This window comes from Candidatus Chlorohelix sp., from assembly GCF_037138995.1.
In the GTDB taxonomy this organism is placed as follows: Bacteria; Chloroflexota; Chloroflexia; order Chloroheliales; family Chloroheliaceae; genus Chlorohelix.
Genome location: NZ_JBAXHI010000023.1, coordinates 26,764 through 45,085, shown reverse-complemented (window position 1 = coordinate 45,085; position 18,322 = coordinate 26,764). Strand labels below are relative to the sequence as shown.

Genomic DNA, 18,322 nt, shown 5'->3' with positions numbered 1-18,322 from the left:
GTCCTGCGAACTATAATATATATATACTGGTAAATGAAATTGACAAATACATATATGATTTGACAGTTTGTGTGGTGAAAGATATGCTGTTTTCAGCAGTGATTTAGGATTGTTAATAGGATAACAATTCTTAAGCATAATGTCCAATACATATACATTATTACATTCATAGGTAAATCTATATGAGTTATACTTTACACCAGTTAAAAGTTTTCTACACTGTCTCTAATTGTGGTAGCTATACCAAAGCGGCGCAACAATTAGGTTTACAGCAGCCTACCGTTTCTGAGCAGGTTAGCACACTCGAAAAAACCTTCGGTCTTGATTTAATCGAGCGGATACATGGCGGGTTGCGTCTTACTGATGCCGGAAAGGTTTTATACCAGTCGGTGCAACAAGTTTTGGGTGTATCGGATGATTTAGGGCGGGTTGTAGAACAGCTACGCGGTCAAAGCGCCGGAACTGTACGGGTTTGTGCAGATACAACTGTTGGAACAAGCGCGATACCCGATGTTATCAGCAAGTTTCAACGCTTACATTCTAGTATTCAGATTATTCTCGAAGTAGTAAACCGGGCAAAGGTCATTGAAAGACTTGAGGAAGGCAAGGTAGATTTGGCGGTTATGGGACGACCCCCTGACCTAAGAGGTTTGGAAGTGGAAATCTTTTTACCGAACGAACTCCTTATGGTGGCTTCGGTGCGGCATCGTTTGGCATATCAGCTTAAATTACCGCTCAGCGCAATTTCTGAGGAGCGTTTTCTGGTGCGGGAGAGCGGTTCTGGAACTAGAACGGCTCTGATAGAATTACTTGAGGCTTCAGGTATTAAACCTAAAATTGCTATGGTGCTAAGCCATAATGAGGCAATTAAGCAAGCTGTGATTGCCGATCTCGGAATTGCGTTAATGTCTCGGAATGTGCTTGAACAGGAACTCAAACTTGGTCTGATGACAAATCTCGACCTAGAAGGTTTGCCCATTATTCGCCGCTGGCACGTTGTGTCGCCGCCGGGAAAATTGGTTTCTCCGGCTACCCGCGAGTTCAGGCAATTTCTAAAAAATTACCAACCTAATTTAAAGTAGAATTGAAAATTCTACCCCAATCTAGCAGGTAATCTTTAAGTACAGTTGCCGCCAGAGAAAGCTTGCGCCCTTCCCGGTACGCAATAGACCAGCGCCGTCTTATTGGGAAGCCCTCAACTTGCAAAGCTTTAAGAGTACCCGCCGCTACCTCAATTTCGATAGCTTGCTTGGGAAGCACAGTAATACCCATTTCTACAGCAACACCACGCTTTATAGCTTCAATACTACCCAATTCTACTAGGGTCTTGAATTCTACACCCAATTCCTTAAGTACATTTTCCACATCAAGGCGCGTACCAGACCCACTTTCCCTTATCAAAAGCGGCTCTTTAGTAAGCTCATTCAGCTTGTATTGACGTTGCTCTTTAAGCAAATGATAGGCTGGAGAGGCTACTACTACTAATTCATTTGGCAAAAATGGTTCTATACAAAGCTCGTCTGGATGCTCTACAATCCCCATTACTGCTAAATCAGCTTGATTGTTCAATAGCTGTCGCTCTACCTGATGCCGGTTATTGATTTCTAGAAAGAGTTCTATATTTGGGTAGCGGCGATGGTATTCGCCTAATAGTGCGGGTACAATATAAATTCCGGCGGTGGTGGTGGCAGCTAAATGTACCGAGCCAACTTTCATAGCTTTAATATCTGTGACTACTTGGTTGATAGTGTCGTATTTTTCGAGGAATACACGCACCTGCTCGTACAAGACCTGTCCTTCTGGAGTTAGAATAACCCCACGCCCATAGCGGGTAAAAAGACTGAAGCCAAGATTTTTCTCCAAGCTGGCAATTTGAGCGGATAGCGCAGGTTGCGAGATAAATAACTCGGCAGCAGCGCGTGAATAATTTTCGTATTTTGCTACAATCAGGAACATGCGTAGATGATGAAGATTGAATTCCATCTTTATCCTCTCATAGATAAAGCCAAATCCAGAAAAGCTCGTGACGGTGGGGATAATCGTTTTCGTTCAAGATGTGCCAAATACCATTGTCTTTCTACCGGAAAACCTTGCACATCAAGGGTAATTAGTTTGCTGCTTGCCAATTCTAGCTCAAGAGTTGCTAAAGAAATAACCGCGACCCCTATTCCGGCGGCTACTGCCTGTTTTATCGCGCCGTTATTACTTAGCTCCATTACTATTTGTATTTCTACCCCGTGTTGAGCAAAAATTTTTTCAGTGGAAGCGCGGGTACCTGAGCCGGATTCTCGAACGATAAATGTTTCCTTGCCGAGTTCTTCCACAGGAATAGCTTTGCGACCTGCTAAGCGATGAGATGGATCGGCAATGACTACTAACTTATTCGAGCGTAAAGGTAGGGCAGTCAGTTCGGGGGTTTCTAAAGTATGACCCATAACTGCTAAATCAGCTTGGTGCGAGAATAGTTGCTCTTGCACCGATGCACGGTTAACCACTTGCAAGCTAATTTTAATTTGGGGATAACGGCGTTTAAATTCGCCTAGAATGGCAGGTACTACATAAACACCTGCGGTTGTATCCGCCGCGATTCTTAGCCTGCCCCGATCCATCCCCTGCAACTCTTCAATCACCAGCATTGCTTCGTCCATCTGATTAAGTATCCGGCGGGCATAGCGATATAGCTCTTCGCCGGCTTCTGTCAGGCTGAACTTTCGCCCGGTCTGCTCAAAGAGGGATACCCCCCTTAAAGTATCCTCAAGTTTTTGCACCTGCATAGATACACTTGGCTGACTAAGGTATAATACATCTGCTGCTTTGGAAAAGCTGCGCTGCTCTACAACAGTTATAAATATAAATAATTGGTGCAGGGTAGGGTAATTTACTCTTTCCATCATAATTCCTGATACTATAGATATTAGTTTATGGGAATTATTATAATCTACTCTTTGTATTTATACAATAATTATGATAAATTCTATTTACGGCAATAACATAATTTTGAAAGGATACTGTGAGCTTATGAAGCTTGAAACTTTCTCTTACCTACCTCCTATGAACGAGGCGTTATTAAGAAGTCAGATCCAGAATATGATTGATAAGGGCTATGCTCCTGCTATCGAGTATTGCGATACTGTCAATACATATAACAGCTATTGGAGCATGTGGGGTTTACCGATGTTCGAGGTACGGGATGCGGCAGCGGTAGTTTATGAGCTTAAGGCTTGCCAGAAAGCCAACGAAAATAGCTATATCAAGATTAATGGCTTTGACCCGGTGACACAGGCTCAAGCGATTAGTTTTGTTGTTTATATACCAAACAAGGGGTAGTAAATAGTGGATTCAACGCTTCTGCAAAACGACGAAACCAACCAGCCACCGGCACAAGTTATGATAGATCTTCCACAATCCAACCGTGACCGTCAGATTCATCGGATATTGGAAGATTTTGATAAGGGGATGATAGGGCTACAAGCTGTAAAAACCAGAATACGTGAGATTGCTGCATTCCTGTTAATAGACCGGATGCGCGAACAGGTTGGTTTAAATGCAGAACGCCCGGTGCTTCATATGTGCTTTACAGGCAGACCCGGCACCGGGAAAACCACTGTTGCTATGAAAATGGCAAGTATTCTTTATGAGTTGGGTTATATCAGGCGAAATCATGTAGTGGTAGTTACTCGCGATGATTTGGTAGGTCAATACGTTGGACATACAGCGCCCAAAACTAAAGAAGTTCTGAAAAAAGCAATGGGTGGTGTATTATTTATTGATGAGGCTTATTATCTTTATCGCCGGGAAAACGAAAGAGATTACGGTCAGGAAGCCATCGAAGTTTTATTGCAGGTGATGGAAAACCAGCGTGATGATTTGGTAGTTATTATGGCTGGTTACAAAGACCGCATGGATGAGTTTTTCTCTTCAAATCCGGGGGTACGCTCCCGTATAGCTCATCATATTGATTTTCCTGATTACAACCTTGACGAATTGATGCAAATCTCTGATTTAATGCTCAAGCAGCAAATGTATTACCTTGATACTGCGTCAATTGAGCCTTATCAGAAGTTGGTTGCATCTCAGATGGAACACGAACATTTTTCTAATGCTCGCACAATCCGAAACTTGCTCGATTTGCTAAAACTTCGACATGCTAACCGTCTTTTCAATGCAAACAAGCCGGTAACCAAAGACGATCTGGCGCGGCTGGATTTGCCGGATATACCGGACGAGACTTTAATCGAAACAGGCTCGGACAATTAATTTGTTCCCCTAAATCCTTACTCAACTCGTTAAAGAAGTATCTGCTTAAATGATGCAGGTTCGGGCAATTGATTTGTCCCGAGCCTGTTTTTCTTTCTGGAGACAGATGAGGTTTGGTAGTGTCTGAAGCCGAATCCTAAAGACTAATTGGAGTTGCTGCGACCAAAGCAATGAAGGGTTCTGGTGGCACTTGTATATTTATTCCGCGTTGTCCACCACTGACATAAATATATTCCATAATCAAGGCAATTTCATCAATGTAAACTTTCCAGCCTTTTTGCATCAACGCCAGTGGCGAGATTCCACCGATTAGCAGACCTGTAAGGCTTTCCGCTTCTTTTTTAGTAGCCATCCGTACTTTTTTCTCGCCGATTGCCAGACCCAACTTTTTCAAGTTAAGCTCTTGGATAGAAGGTATCAAGACTAGAACTGGCTTGCCCTTACCGCTTTCAGGTAATACTACCAGCGTTTTGAAGACCGTTTCGGGCGCAGCCCCGATAATTTCTGCCACCTCTTCGGCGGTATGGAAATCGGCGGAATAGGTAAAAACCTCGTAGAGAATATTAGCCGCTTCGAGAATACGAGTAGCATTATTTTTAACGGCGCTTTTTGCCATAGATAGACCCGGTTTTACCACAAAAGCTTGAGCAGTTTTTCTAATTGATCCGGCGGTAATAGCGGGAATGGACCAGAAGTTGCGGCTATTTCTTCCAGATTCATTTCAGTTAAACCTACATCCTTCAGATGCTGCGGTAATCCCAAATCCTGTACTAGCTTGTACACTGCTTCTGCGGCTGCTTTTGCCAGACCAAATTCATCATTAATTCCAGAACGTTCCAGTTCAAGTACCCGTGCTATTCTTGCCAGCGCGGGGGAATGTTTCTCAACCATAAGGTGCATTACCGGAGCAAGCGTTATGCACGAAGTTATACCGTGTGGCACATCAAAGCTCGCCCCGATACGCCTTCCCAAGTTATGGCTCAGACCCATTGCCGCGCTCATCGAATTAAAGAAGCTCATCCAAGCGGCAATCTGTAATTCGCCGCGGGCAGTTGTATCTTTAGGATTAGCTTTACATGCCGGTAGATAGGCGAAAAGTTTGCGGATTGCCTCAAGCGCAAGCGCATCATTGATGGGGTGTGCGCCGGGCGCATATAGAGTCTCAACCGCATGGTCGAGCGCTCTGATTCCGGTGGAAAGCCACAAAACCAGCGGCGTTGAGAGCGTTAGCTCAGGGTCAAGAATTACAGTATGTGGCACAGCCCTAGGATTAACGAAACCCGTTTTCATCTTGAGGGCTTCGTCCGTAACGCCTACAATATGCGTAAACTCGGCAGCAGAAAGGGTGGTCGGTATTGCCACATGCGGGGGCATCTTGCCATGTTCTTTAAAAAGCTCAAGCGCAATAGCTTTAGTACCATCTATCGGGCTACCGCCCCCTACGCTCACCAGTGTATCAATTTCATTGTGCCGGGCGATTGCCAGAGCGCGTTCCAAATCGCTTTTTGGCGTATGCTGCCGAATTTCCGAAAATGTAGCAATATGATATTCGCCAAGATATGCTTCAATCTTCTTGATTACATCGGTTTGGGTAGCCAGTGTTTGCCCCGTGACAACCAATACACGCTTTCCGCCAAGCCGTATAACTTCTTCTGACAAGCGGTGTGCGCTACCTGCCCCAAAGATAACATGCTCCATCGGCAGATAGTAAAAATCTCCTTTAAGTTCGCTCATTTTCACCTCTTTGCCCTAAGTGCGAAATACAATTTCGAGTTAAACTAGAATTATAGTTCCTTATCTTCCTTTGATTTAGTGGGAATGCTATTTGATTTTTTACCGTCTTGTCCTTTGTGTTCGACTGGTCTTAATACTCGTAGTGTGAACCAGCCCATAAAAGCAACGACAGTCGCTATGACTAACATTCCCACGCCCGCCAACATGCCAACTGAAGCAGTTACCCAGATGCTGGCAGCGGTGGTTAATCCTCCTACCTTGCTTTCATCCCGGCTTTCATTCCGCCAGATAGTTCCTGCGCCCAGAAAACCAATTCCCGTGATAATTTGGGCGGCTACACGGGCAGGGTCACGCACAGTCCCAAGATTATCGAAACCGTATATTGATACTAACATGAAGGCGGTTGAACCAAGACCCACCAAGATGTGGGTACGTAATCCGGCAGGAACATGGGTTTGTTCACGTTCCCAACCTATAAAAGCGGATAGCAGATATGCTATAACCAGCCTGATGGTCATTTGAATTTCAGGGGGGAATCCTTCGAGGGATTTTAAATCCATCCTGCGCCTCTTCCTCAAAAATCAGGAAATTTGTAATACGTGCTGTTATTTTAACATGCTAACAAAATAATAGAAGTTGTTCCGCGATAATTTTACATAAATGCAATACGAGAAGATTTAGCGGGCGCAAAACTCGCTTAATAGCAAATCTAATTGGGCGGATAGGTCGGCGCGACCCTTTTTATCGGCATAATCCAACTCGGTCAAGCGATTATAGAGGGCATCGAGGTGTGCAGGGGTAAAATTGCGGCTCAATTCGAGGGCAATTTTTGCTCTGTAGGGGTGCATTTTTAGATGGGTAGCAAGTTCGGCTGCGCTTCGGCGCTGCGTTCCCATTTCACGGGCTTGTACCAATTCAAATACTTGCTTACAAATACTACTGAAAACATATCTTGTGAAATCAACCCGCGGCAAGGTAGTTTCGCTCCGCATTCGGTTCAACTGGGTGAGCGCATCCTTCAGATTCTTCTTTCCTAACGCTTCGGTGAGCTTGTAAACCGGAGTATCAGTCGTAGCCACGCTCAGTTTTTCTATCATTTCGGCGGTGACAGTTTGGCTTTCTCCGGCGTAAGCTGCCAGTTTCTGAAGTTCGTTGTCAATTCGACAAAGGTCGTTACCCATATATTGCGCGAGCAAAGTTACCGCAGCCGGATGTATTTTTATTTTGTCCGCTTTGGCATGTTCGTTAATCCATTTTTCCAGATTTAATCCGATAGGCGGCATGCACTCTACAGGTGTTACCAGTTTCTCAATCTCTTTGAAAATCTCATCGGTCTTACCGATTTTCCTTTCGACTATCACCAGCACGGTAGTTTCGGGCATATTTCCCAAAAAATTGACGAACCGTTCTTTTGGTGTTAACGCAGTGTTGGCAACTTGCTCTGATTTTTTTTTGCCCCGTGAGGTTGGTTTTGGCACTTTTGGTTCGCTACTTTTGCCGAATTTGGCAAGTAAATCAGATACCACAACCAAGCGTTTTTCGCTCATAAAAGGGTAAGATTCGGCAGTATTTATCAACTCATCCAGATTAAAGCTATTGTGGGAGGCATCAAAGCGGGAGAAACTAAAATCCCATGCTTCTAATGGCAAGGTTTCTTTGCGGAGTGTATCAATTTTTTTCTGAAGGCTGAAAGTATCTTCGCCGTAGAATAAATATATCATAGTTAAATGGGGAAAATTAATGCCCTACTGGAACGTGTGCCTCATGTTTCCGACCCCTGCTTTTGCAAGGTGGGTGTCTATTACTGGTTTTCAGCCTAACGCGCCCAAGTTTATCCAACTAGCGCAGACATACAGCCTGTAAAATCGACTCCCTAAATCGTTGATGTTGAAGTTGAAACATTACTGGCATCACGTATTCAATAGGGCTATAAGTATTATAGCGCCTTGAAAATGGCTTTGCAATCATTATAAAATAGGAATTTGCAATACCACTGGAAATAGGGCAAAATCTGTCGGTAGAGGTTTGATATTGATGAACGGGAAACAATTATTTTCAATTTTCAGCTTGACTATGGGTGGCGCAGCTTTACTTTACTTGCCCGCGCTTGTTCTTGCTCAAACGCTAGTTGAAAGCCTTCCTGCTAAAGAGGGGCGCAGTTACCCGCCAGAAGTAGGGTTTTTACCCTTTACCTCTATATATTGGGGCGCGGTGGTCGCAATTCTAAGTTTGCACAGGTTACGAAGCACAAAAGGTTTTGGCAGAATACGAATGTCAGCAATTTATGTTGCTTTGGGCGCATTAGGTGAGAGTTTATTGCTTACCGTGTTGGCGCGTGGGTGGGAAGGCTTTTTGCTATGGTTTAGCCCTGAATTCTGGGCGTTGGCATTGGCGTTAGTATGTATGGGAATAGTCAGCGGCGCAGTGTGGGGTGTCTTGCAATTTCCGTTTGACAGCGCCAAAGCCCGGTGATATTATTAGTCAAGTTTTCTGAACGCTCATTTAAAATTGCATATAGATACAATTAGGGAATATCTTCTCGCCTTTTAAGTAAAAGGGGCGCGGTGCAAATCCGCCAAGCAGAAGATTGACACAGGGAAAGTCCGGTGAAATTCCGGCGCAGTCCCGCTACTGTAAATCGGTTCATACCGAAAGCCAGAATGCCTGTCCTTAATCGTGCCGTTGCGAACGCCTTCGAGAGAGAGGACGCACGGGTGATATTTCTATTTATTATTATAGAAGTAAACTCAGAATCATTCTTCAAGCCCCGCGCAACATTTGCAGGGCTTTTTTAATTCCGGCAAGTGTTGTTGCTAGGCAGCATCTCCTCTTTTTTCAGGGCAATGAGTTCTGGATGTTTGAACCGGGCGTGTAATACGCCAAGAGCTAGAAAGAGGAAGAGACTTGAAAAAATCCCATTTGCCCCGCTGGTTTGGCACTGTTTTGTTACTTCTATCGGTGTTATTCGCCGCCTGCGGGGACAATACCGCGATTCCTGTTACTGCCACTACCAAAGTTGTAACCACAAACTCTGTGACCACCGCTGCTGCTACTGCTGCAATCTTTCCGCTGGAGTTGAAAGACGATGCCGGACGTACCGTTAAGCTTGCTAAAGCTGCCACGAAAATAGTTTCACTTGCGCCTAGCAGCACCGAAATACTATATGCGTTGGGATTGGGTGATAGCGTGGTTGGTGTTGACCAGTTTTCCAACTTCCCGCCCGAAGCCTCTAAAAAGGAGCAGGTCGGTAGCTTTTCCGATATTAATCTTGAGAAAGTTATCAGCCTTAGCCCCGATTTGGTTTTTGCTACTAGCCTTCATCTTAAAACAGTAGTGCCGACTCTTGAGCAACGAAACATTAATGTGGTGGTATTTGCTCCAAAGGATTTGTTAGGCGTGGTGGATAATATCAAGCTTGTGGGTAAAGCTGCCGGAGTGCCGGAAAAGGGCGCGGCTGAGGCAAAGAATTTCCAGAATCGCCTTGATACTGTAGCTGCCAAAGTCAAAAATGCCAGCAAAAAGGCAAGCGTTTTCTTTGACCTTGGAGACCTTTATACGGTTGCATCCGGCTCATTCCTGAACGATATGATTGAAAAAGCGGGTGGGCTAAATATTGCGCCAGCCGGGACTAACCCATATCCTCAATTGACAAATGAAGCCATAATTGCTGCCGACCCACAGGTTATTATTCTTAGTTCTGGCGATGGCGGATTCGTGAAAGATGATGCTGCTGCAATTAGCGCTGTTTCCGCTCGCGCCGGATGGGATAAACTTACGGCGGTAAAAAACAAGAATATTCGGACTGTAATCGCCGACCTTACCAACCGCCCCGGTCCTCGCGCTGCTGAGGGTGTGGAACAGATTGCGCTTGCCCTTTATCCAGACCTTTTCAAATAACTATTAACTCATAGCATTTACCTAACCGCCATTGGAGTATTTGTCTTACTTACTCTAGTGGCGGTCTCATTTTAAAAGCAAACTGTTCAGAATTGGCTATGCTATAATGAGGATGTTCATATAAAAACTTGAAAGGATTCAGCGTGCTAATAGGGGCGCATATGTCGGTGGCGGGCGGTCTGCACCTTGCCTTTGAAAGAGCGGCAAAAGTTGGTTGCAGCGCCATGCAGATTTTCACCAGAAATGAACGACAATGGCAATCCCGCCCTTTGAATGAGGCGGAGGTTGAATTGTGGCAAAAAGCTCGCAGTACCAGTCAGGTTGGGACGATTTTAAGCCATGATAGCTATCTGATTAACCTTGCATCCCCACAGGAAGAAGGCTGGGAAAAATCGCTGAATGCCTTTAAAGATGAGATGCAGCGTTGTTCAATCCTAGAGATTCCGTATCTGGTTACACATGCTGGTTCGCATATCGGTAGCGGAGAAGAATTCGCGCTGCAACGTGTGGCAGATGCCCTCAATCGGGTAATAGATGAATTCGATGAATCCGGTATTCCCGGAATTGAACAGGTTACGGTTTTGCTTGAAACCACCGCCGGACAAGGTTCGGCAATAGGCTATCGTTTCGAGCATTGGGGAGCTATTTTTGAAAAGCTCAAAAGACCTGAGCGCGTTGGGGTGTGCTTCGATACTTGCCACGTTTTTGCCTCCGGCTACGACCTGACAACTCCAGAGGGTTATGAAGCCACAATGGCGCAATTTCAACGCTATATAGGCTTAGAAAAGTTAAAAGCCTTCCATATGAACGATAGCAAAAAAGGTCTGGGCAGTCGGGTTGACCGTCATGAGCATATCGGGCAGGGGGCAATGGGGCTAGAACCCTTTCGCTTTATAATGAATGATGCGCGTCTAACCGAAATTCCAAAGGTACTAGAAACCCCCAAAGGAGCGGAAGGGCTGGAAGATATTCAAAACCTCGCCTGCTTGCACAGCTTGATAGAAGCAGCCTGAATAATATGCAAACAGACCTTAAAGAACCGTTTGAGCAAAAAACTGCATCCTCTAAAACTCAAAAACCGCCATCATTGCAAAAAAGGGCTGGTTGGGCGCTTTTCTGGAATATAATTTTTCTTCCAGCTAAAGCGCTGCTTGGGCTGGTTGTCTCTTTGGTAATTATTAAGGATTTTAGCAGAGGCGCGTATATAAACTTGGCGGCAATTAGCGGTTCGCTTGCGTTGCTCGGAGTCCTGACCGATTTGGGTATTGAAAGGGCGTTGCCTCGTTTTGTGAGCGAAATTGAGGTCAAATTTGGCAGAACTTACCTGCGCCGCTTTATCTTTAATATAATCATAATAAAACTGGCAATTCTTGCGGTTTTAAGCCTCTTTTTTGGGATATTCGCCGATACGGTGACACACTGGCTGGATTTAACCCAATATGCCAGAGTCTATCTTTCGCTTATCTTGTTGCTACTGGTGCTGGGCGCATTTTATGATATAGCTACTCAGATTCTATATAGCTTTTTCAAACAAAAAGTTACCAATATACTTGACATAACTGTTACTATTGTCAATACTTCACTGACACTTATCTTCATCCTAGTATTCAAATGGGAAGTATTTGGGGTTATAGTCGCGTTGCTATTAACTACTATTGTAAGTGTGGTAATTGCTACATGGCAAGCGTGGACTGCTTCTCAGGAGGCACGAGAGATTGGTAAGAAAAGTGTTGTAAGCGGAGGAGGCATTAGCGAGGAACAGAATCTTGCTGAAAAGGTTAAGCTGCGCTGGCGTTTTATAAAGTATTCAACCCTTATGTACTTCCTGAATGTATCCTACTCACTTTCGGATTACTCTTTTGCCGTAGTGGTATTGGTATATTTCCGCGAAGCGGTAGCTGCTACAATTGTTCGTATCGCTTATACTTTTATAAGAACGTTGCTTAAAAACCTAATGACTCCTTTAAATGGGGTGCAAATGCCCCTGTTCTCTTCAATTTATGCGGAAGAACGGCATAAAGACCTTCAGGTAGCTTATGCCACCCTGACAAGAATACAGATTTTCTTACTGGTGCCAAGCGCGTTAGGGTTTATTGTATTGGCGCGTAACCTGCTACAATTATTAATGCTGCGTCAGAGTGGCGAGGCAGTGCTAACACCTGATATGCTTACTCCTGCTACTTGGTCGGTGATAATTACCGTAATTATGACCTTTGGGGAATCCTTGCTGGCGATACCATCTATTGTATTGATGGTATATGAAAAATATAGGATTGTAATATTTACTCAGCTATTGCCATACTTTACGGGTCCGTTACTTGTGCTAGTTGCGCTCTTTAAATTAGGTGCAATCGTAGCGGTATTGGTTATGGGAGGGTTGGCAGTAATATCAAGAGCAATCCAAATGTATATAGTGAAACGCCAGTTTGGGTTACGTTACCCGGCAGGTTTTTTCATGAAAGTGCTAAAAGCCAGCCTTGCTTTTGCTTTCCCTTTACAAATAATAGTCTTACTGCTTCCGGTAAACTGGTTTGTAACATTTGGGGTTGTAGCGGCAGGAATGATAACATTTGTGGCGGTTTTCAAAATGTTGGGTGGTTTTGACCCTGAAGATAAGAAAAGATTACAAACAATTAAATTACCCTTCCGAAATCTGGTAATCAAGTATTTGTAAAATAGTGGTTTTGTACTCTGCTTACTAAAATGAATTATAGGAGCTTAAGGTTATAATGGAAACTCCGCTTATCCTTCTGGTAATTTTGATAGTCGCTATTTCAATCTTTTTCAGTTCCCTAAAAATTGTTCAGGAGTACGAGAGGGGCGTTATTTTCCGGTTAGGACGTTTGCTTGGCGTAAAAGGACCGGGTTGGTTCTTTATAATACCTTTCGGAATTGATCGCTATGTTAAGGTAGATTTACGCACAGTAACAATGGAAGTCCCTACTCAGGAAACTATCACACGTGATAACGTATCGGTTAAAGTAAATGCGGTATTGTATTTCCGGGTAGCAGACCCTACTAAATCGGTGGTAAATGTCATAGATTTTATCCGAGCGACTCTGCAAATTTCTCAAACCACTCTCCGCAGCGTAATCGGGCAGTCAGATTTGGATGATTTGCTCTCCCGCCGTGATAAAATTAATGAGTCTTTGCAACAGATAATCGACTCGCAAACCGAACCATGGGGCATAAAGGTTTCTAGTGTTGAAGTAAAAGATGTAGAATTACCACAGTCTATGCAACGGGCAATGGCACGACAAGCAGAAGCCGAGCGTGAGAAACGGGCGAAAATAATTAGCGCAGAGGGCGAATTGATGGCAAGTGAAAAATTGGCGCAAGCTGCCCATATAATGGGACAGGAAAAGCAAGCCATCCAATTGCGTTATTTGCAAACCCTTAGTGAAATCTCGGTCGAGAAGAATTCAACTATTATTTTCCCGCTTCCGATTGAGTTGATGGGTTTTCTAAGCTCAAAATTTGATTCAAGCGACTCTTCTGCAAGTAAACCAGATACTGAGAAGCGAGGCACCAACGAGGCTACTTCTTCAACACAACGGCAGGCGCGTAAGCGCGGTAAAGAAAGCTTACCTGACGGTGAAATAAGAGAATAGTGTAGGCACATTGACGGGTGCACGGCTGGAAGATAAAATGTACACAGCTACACGGTTTACCAGAAATAGTATAACAATGTGCATAAAACTGAGTTTCATTAGCTTAATAAAAGCATGAGTTTAAAAACAGTGTCGGCAAATGTAGAAAAAGGCAATCGCAAACCTAAAATCAAGCCACAAATAATAGCATGGCTGGTAATATTTATAGCTTTTGCCGTTTTTTGTTTGCTGGTTAATCTGGCGGTTAATTTGGCAAGTGATTACTTGAGCCACTCTATCCAGAATCGAAGCGCAACTGTAACTGTAACTCGTGGGCCAGTTTATATTGCTCGGACTGGGCAAGGCAGTTTATTGGTAGCAAATCCCCTCGATACCATCCAACCCGGTGATACTATTCTTACAGATAATCAGAGCCAAGTTACGCTTGAGTTATTTGACGGCACAAAACTAGATATATATTCCTCAAGTAAAGTAAGATTAAGTCAGTCGCGTATCGTAACTACTAACTTTGTCCGCCGTGAAAAACAGCTTGCTTTAGAAATAAGCCTGAACTCAAGCGATGATGATAGAACCGGGGTTGGAAAAATATCAGTACAACCCGGTAATAAGGATGCCCAAGAATACAGCGGAAAGCCTCTAGTAATTACTTGTTCTGATGGCGCATCCCTCATATTTGAAGGCAATCAAGGTAAAGATAATTACTCGATTGACCTGATACATTCCACTGATGGCTCTAGTCGCACAATGATAACTTCACCAGTGACTAATACAGGTAATTTACAGATTAGCGCGGTCGGTAAAACTCAATTGCTAGAACCGGGCAGGCGTGTATTTGTGGCTAACGGACAACCTCCGGTGGAAACAAACGGATTACAGGATGAGCTTATTCGGAATAACCGCGCTTTTATCAATGGGTTAGATGGCTGGGAAGTGCAGCAAAAAGATAGCGGTAGCCTAGATAATATATTTTGCAGTTTATTTATTGATAGTGAAAAAGTAGATGATGGGACTATTTACCGAACACACACCTATAGGGGGCAGGGTACTAAAGACTCCCATGAGTGTAGTGTTATACAGGAGCTTAACACCGATGTCTCAAGTTATCAAAGCCTCGTTTTTACTTTCAAACTCAAGATTCAAACTCAAAGCTTGAGCGGTGGTGGTGAGCAAGGAATCGAATTCCCATTATTTGTTAGAATTAATTATATGGATATGCAAGGTAATCCATATAATGAATATTTTGCCGGATTTTATATTACCCCCTTTGACCCGAAAGATAATACCCGTGTGGCAAAATATATAGTATCAGAGCAAGTCAAGCAAGGTGAGTGGATTGAATTTGTAAGTGAGGATTTAATGCAGCGGCGCAACAAACCACAAAAGATTTTATCTATCACTATCGGTTCGGCAGGTCATGATTATGAAGCTTATTTTACCGACCTTTCGCTGGTGGGTAAAGGCTAAGCAGGAGGGATAATTAAGTGAGCAATATTTGTGTAATTGGAACAGGCTATGTTGGTCTAGTAACGGGAACTTGTTTTTCTGATTTGGGAAATAATGTTACCTGTCTGGATATTATAGAAGAAAAAATACTCAGCCTTAAAAGAGGCGAAATGCCCATCTATGAACCCGGTTTGGAAGAGATGGTTAAGAATAATGTCAAAGCAGGGCGTTTGAAGTTTACCACCAATTATGCAGATGCTGTACCCGGCGCAGATTTTATTTTTATCGCGGTTGGCACTCCTCAAGGCGAAGATGGCGGAGCAGATTTAAACTATGTGGAAACTGCGGCACAATCTATAGCGCAGGTGTTAGAAGGTCATTCGATTATAATTAACAAGAGTACCGTTCCGATTGGAACCGGCGATTGGGTATCCAATATTGTGCAGGATGCGCTCGACAAGATCGGAAACCCAAAGAATGCTACCTTTGCAGTGGTCAGCAACCCTGAATTTTTACGTGAAGGCTCTGCTATTTTCGATTTTATGACTCCTGACCGGATTGTACTCGGCAGTATGGAAAGGTCAAGCGCGGATAAGGTGGCGGAGCTATACGCTCCCTTAAAAGCGCCTATCATTATTACCGATTTGCGTAGCGCGGAGATGATTAAATACGCTTCAAATGCTATTCTGGCAACTCGTATCAGCTTTATAAACGAAATCTCACAAGTTTGTGATGCTTTAGGCGCCGATGTTAAGGTAGTAGCAGAGGGTATGGGATACGATAAACGTATCGGACCTCAATTCCTTCAGGCTGGGATTGGCTATGGCGGTAGCTGTTTCCCGAAAGATGTAAAGGCGCTGGCACATATGGCTGAAAAGAGCAATTGCCATCCTCAATTGTTGTTGGCAGTTATGGATATTAACCAAGATTCTCGCCGCGTGTTTGTCCAGAAAATTGAGCGAACATTGGGTTCGGTTACGCATCGTCGCATTGGGGTTTGGGGTTTAGCTTTTAAGCCGAATACGGACGATATGCGCGAAGCCCCTTCGCTAGATATTATAAATGCGTTGGTTCGCAAGGGTGCAGAGGTGTATGTCTACGACCCGGTAGCAATGAAACAGGCAGAACGCTATCTACCACATGCGGTTGAGTTCTGCAATGACCCTTATAGTGTGGTCAAAGATGCTGATGCGATATTGCTTTTGACTGAGTGGAATGAGTTCAAGCAGGTGGATTTTGAAAAGGTTAAAAAGTTGATGAAGCAGCATTTCCTTTTCGATGGGCGTAATCTTTACGACCCGCTTGAAATACAAAAACTCGGTTTCGAGTATCGGGGTGTAGGTCGCCCATTTTAGCAGGTTGACATGCTCGAATGTGGCGTTGATTTGGTCGAAATAACGCGGATTGAGCAAGCGGTAGCGCGTCTAGGTGAGCGTTTTCTGAACAGGATATATACTGAAAGAGAACGTGAGTATTGCCGAGGACGCGCTCCCCAACTGGCAGCCCGTTTTGCCGCCAAAGAGGCAACCGCAAAGATTTTAGGCACCGGGTTGTGGAGGCATGGGGTTAGCTGGCATCAGATTGAGGTAGTAAACGATTCGGAGGGCAAGCCCCACCTTAATTTAAGCGGGGAAGCCGCCAATCGCGCCGAAAAGCTTGGGCTTGTAGAGTGGAGTATAAGCCTCTCTCATTCGCGTGGCGATGCCATTGCTTTTGTGGTTGCTATGGGTAACTAAAGGGGAAGACATGAAACTTGTAACATCTGCTCAGATGAAAGAGATTGAGCTTCGTGCTACGCAACTTGCGGTACCAGAATCGGAGTTAATGCTCAATGCCGGTTCTAGCGTTGCTGAGGCAATTTACCTAGCAGAGTTAATTGACCGTGATGGCGATGCTTACTACCAAGAAAATACTATGGCGCTAATTCTGGCAGGTGCGGGCAATAATGGCGGCGATGCTATGGTTGTCGCAAGTTTGCTCAAACAAGAATTGCCTGACTTGCAGGTTAGAATCTACTTTTATAATCGTCCTCGTCCTAAAAATGGCTTTAACAACAAATTGACCTACACTGAAGCTGAAAATCAGACCGGGCAATCTATCAATGATGAAAATGATTGGGCAGATTTTTGCGCCGATCTTGAACAAGCTCATCTGGTTGTTGATGGTTTATTGGGGGCAGGCTTAACTCGCGATGTTACCGGAAAACTCGCCAACATCATTCGGCAAGTAAACGAGGTAAAAGAAGCGCGTAGTTTTGACCCATACCCTCTTTCGGTTGTAGCGATTGATGTTCCGAGCGGTATTAACAGCGATACCGGGCAAGCAATGGGTATTGCTTTGAAAGCTGATTTGACCGTTACTTTGGGCATGCCAAAACAGGGGTTGATAAGCTATGAAGCCCTTGAATATACGGGAGTGCTTACGCTCGGCGATATTGGTTTGCCTCCCAAAGTGGTGGAAGAATTTGAAAACTCGGATGCGCCGCTTTTTGTTCTGTCAGACAATATCAAACGCTGGTTGCCATCTCGCCCTTCCAGCGGACATAAGGGTACGTTTGGGCGCTTGATGGTGGTCAGCGGTTCTGACGAATTTTTAGGAGCGCCTTATCTCAGCGTTGTTGCGGCGATGCGAGCGGGGGCAGGACTTGTTACGCTGGCAGCGTCACGCAACGTAATTGCGGTTATGGCAGCCCGCAGCAGCGAAAACACCTATTTTGAACTGACAGAAGCAACGCTCAGTAGTTTTGCAGCAAAATTGGTGGACTATCGCGCCGCTCTAATCGGACCGGGTCTTGGAGAGAATAGCAATCTATTAGCGCAATTGCTGGCAATTGATTCCATCAAGAAACTTCCTTTGGTGATTGATGCGGACGGTTTAAACTATTTGGCACACACGCCGGAATGGTGGGCTAGTATGAGCAAAGGCAATATCCTTACACCTCACCCGGCGGAATTATCAAGGCTCACCGGAAGTACAATTGGCGAAATAGAAGCAAACAGGTTAGAATCGGCACAGAAGGCAGCGCAAAAATTCGGTCAGGTGGTTGTATTAAAAGGGGCATATACTGTAATTGCAGCGCCGGATGGTCGTATTGCAGTGAATCCGGCAGCTAATTCTGCGCTGGCTACTGCAGGAAGCGGAGATGTGCTGGCAGGTATCTGCGGCGGGTTGTTGGCGCAGGCTGTCCGGTTTGCTGATTTTGACACTTTTAAAATTGCTTGTTGCGGGGTTTACCTTCATGCAATGGCGGGAGAACTGGCGAAACGCGATAAAGGGGCTATGGGGGTACTGGCGGGAGATTTATTACCTCTCCTCCCACTCTCAATCGAGGCAATAAAACAAGGCGAGAGCCTTGAATAGGTTTTAGGGGAAAGCGGGCG

The 18,322-nt window shown here is 44.6% G+C and carries 18 protein-coding genes and 1 riboswitch; of the genes, 12 read left to right on the top strand and 6 right to left on the bottom strand.

Annotation, left to right across the window (positions count from 1 at the left end; genetic code table 11):
• Positions 1–182 precede the first annotated feature (182 nt).
• Positions 183–1,082: a LysR family transcriptional regulator gene (locus tag WCK19_RS11580; RefSeq protein WP_342397542.1), complete on the top strand. Its 900-nt coding sequence runs from the start codon at positions 183–185 to the stop codon at positions 1,080–1,082.
• Here WCK19_RS11580 and WCK19_RS11575 read toward each other — a convergent pair.
• Together WCK19_RS11575 and WCK19_RS11570 are read right to left on the bottom strand one after the other, a co-directional pair.
• Positions 1,069–1,983 carry a LysR substrate-binding domain-containing protein gene (locus tag WCK19_RS11575; protein WP_342397541.1) on the bottom strand — a complete coding sequence of 305 codons (915 nt, stop codon included), beginning with the start codon at positions 1,981–1,983 and terminating at the stop codon, positions 1,069–1,071. The two genes, WCK19_RS11580 and WCK19_RS11575, sit on opposite strands and share 14 nt — an antisense overlap.
• A 2-nt stretch (positions 1,984–1,985) precedes the next feature.
• Positions 1,986–2,894 carry a LysR family transcriptional regulator gene (locus WCK19_RS11570; RefSeq protein WP_342397540.1) on the bottom strand — a complete coding sequence of 303 codons (909 nt, stop codon included), beginning with the start codon at positions 2,892–2,894 and terminating at the stop codon, positions 1,986–1,988.
• Between the two features lie 124 nt (positions 2,895–3,018).
• On the opposite strand from WCK19_RS11570, the gene WCK19_RS11565 reads away from it, so the two are divergent.
• Entirely contained in the window at positions 3,019–3,327 is a 309-nt protein-coding gene (locus WCK19_RS11565; protein ID WP_342397539.1) for a ribulose bisphosphate carboxylase small subunit, read from the top strand.
• A gap of 6 nt (positions 3,328–3,333) precedes the next feature.
• A complete protein-coding gene (locus tag WCK19_RS11560) occupies positions 3,334–4,257 on the top strand; it encodes an AAA family ATPase (protein WP_342397538.1) in 924 nt (307 codons plus the stop codon).
• 136 nt (positions 4,258–4,393) lie between these two features.
• On the opposite strand, the gene WCK19_RS11555 is transcribed toward WCK19_RS11560, so the two are convergent.
• From WCK19_RS11555 to holA, 4 genes are all read right to left on the bottom strand, one after another.
• A complete protein-coding gene (locus WCK19_RS11555) occupies positions 4,394–4,873 on the bottom strand; it encodes a YbaK/EbsC family protein (RefSeq protein ID WP_342397537.1) in 480 nt (159 codons plus the stop codon).
• A 14-nt stretch (positions 4,874–4,887) separates the two neighbouring features.
• Positions 4,888–5,991 (bottom strand): iron-containing alcohol dehydrogenase, encoded by a 1,104-nt coding sequence (locus tag WCK19_RS11550; RefSeq protein ID WP_342397536.1) that lies wholly within the window; start codon positions 5,989–5,991, stop codon positions 4,888–4,890.
• 50 nt (positions 5,992–6,041) lie between these two features.
• Positions 6,042–6,551, bottom strand: a complete 510-nt coding sequence (locus tag WCK19_RS11545; protein ID WP_342397535.1) for an MgtC/SapB family protein — start codon at positions 6,549–6,551, stop codon at positions 6,042–6,044.
• 117 nt (positions 6,552–6,668) lie between these two features.
• Positions 6,669–7,712 carry a DNA polymerase III subunit delta gene (gene holA, locus WCK19_RS11540; RefSeq protein WP_342397534.1) on the bottom strand — a complete coding sequence of 348 codons (1,044 nt, stop codon included), beginning with the start codon at positions 7,710–7,712 and terminating at the stop codon, positions 6,669–6,671.
• 313 nt (positions 7,713–8,025) lie between these two features.
• Here holA and WCK19_RS11535 point away from each other — a divergent pair, with 313 nt between their 5' ends.
• From WCK19_RS11535 to WCK19_RS11495, 9 genes are all read left to right on the top strand, one after another.
• A complete protein-coding gene (locus WCK19_RS11535; protein WP_342397533.1) occupies positions 8,026–8,463 on the top strand; it encodes a hypothetical protein in 438 nt (145 codons plus the stop codon).
• Positions 8,464–8,536: 73 nt separating this feature from the next.
• Positions 8,537–8,678: riboswitch (cobalamin riboswitch) on the top strand.
• Positions 8,679–8,895: 217 nt separating this feature from the next.
• A complete protein-coding gene (locus tag WCK19_RS11530; RefSeq protein WP_342397532.1) occupies positions 8,896–9,888 on the top strand; it encodes an ABC transporter substrate-binding protein in 993 nt (330 codons plus the stop codon).
• A 128-nt stretch (positions 9,889–10,016) separates the two neighbouring features.
• The gene (locus WCK19_RS11525) at positions 10,017–10,901 is read left to right on the top strand and encodes a deoxyribonuclease IV (RefSeq protein ID WP_342397531.1); all 885 of its coding nucleotides are present in this window, start codon (positions 10,017–10,019) and stop codon (positions 10,899–10,901) included.
• A gap of 5 nt (positions 10,902–10,906) precedes the next feature.
• Positions 10,907–12,562, top strand: a complete 1,656-nt coding sequence (locus WCK19_RS11520; RefSeq protein ID WP_342397530.1) for a hypothetical protein — start codon at positions 10,907–10,909, stop codon at positions 12,560–12,562.
• A gap of 55 nt (positions 12,563–12,617) precedes the next feature.
• Entirely contained in the window at positions 12,618–13,499 is an 882-nt protein-coding gene (locus tag WCK19_RS11515) for a slipin family protein (RefSeq protein ID WP_342397529.1), read from the top strand.
• A gap of 129 nt (positions 13,500–13,628) precedes the next feature.
• Positions 13,629–14,963 carry a hypothetical protein gene (locus WCK19_RS11510; protein WP_342397528.1) on the top strand — a complete coding sequence of 445 codons (1,335 nt, stop codon included), beginning with the start codon at positions 13,629–13,631 and terminating at the stop codon, positions 14,961–14,963.
• Between the two features lie 17 nt (positions 14,964–14,980).
• Positions 14,981–16,297: a UDP-glucose/GDP-mannose dehydrogenase family protein gene (locus tag WCK19_RS11505; protein ID WP_342397527.1), complete on the top strand. Its 1,317-nt coding sequence runs from the start codon at positions 14,981–14,983 to the stop codon at positions 16,295–16,297.
• Positions 16,298–16,306: 9 nt separating this feature from the next.
• Positions 16,307–16,678 (top strand): holo-ACP synthase, encoded by a 372-nt coding sequence (acpS, locus tag WCK19_RS11500; protein WP_342397526.1) that lies wholly within the window; start codon positions 16,307–16,309, stop codon positions 16,676–16,678.
• Between the two features lie 10 nt (positions 16,679–16,688).
• Positions 16,689–18,302, top strand: a complete 1,614-nt coding sequence (locus WCK19_RS11495; RefSeq protein ID WP_342397525.1) for an NAD(P)H-hydrate dehydratase — start codon at positions 16,689–16,691, stop codon at positions 18,300–18,302.
• The last annotated feature ends 20 nt before the right edge of the window (positions 18,303–18,322 follow it).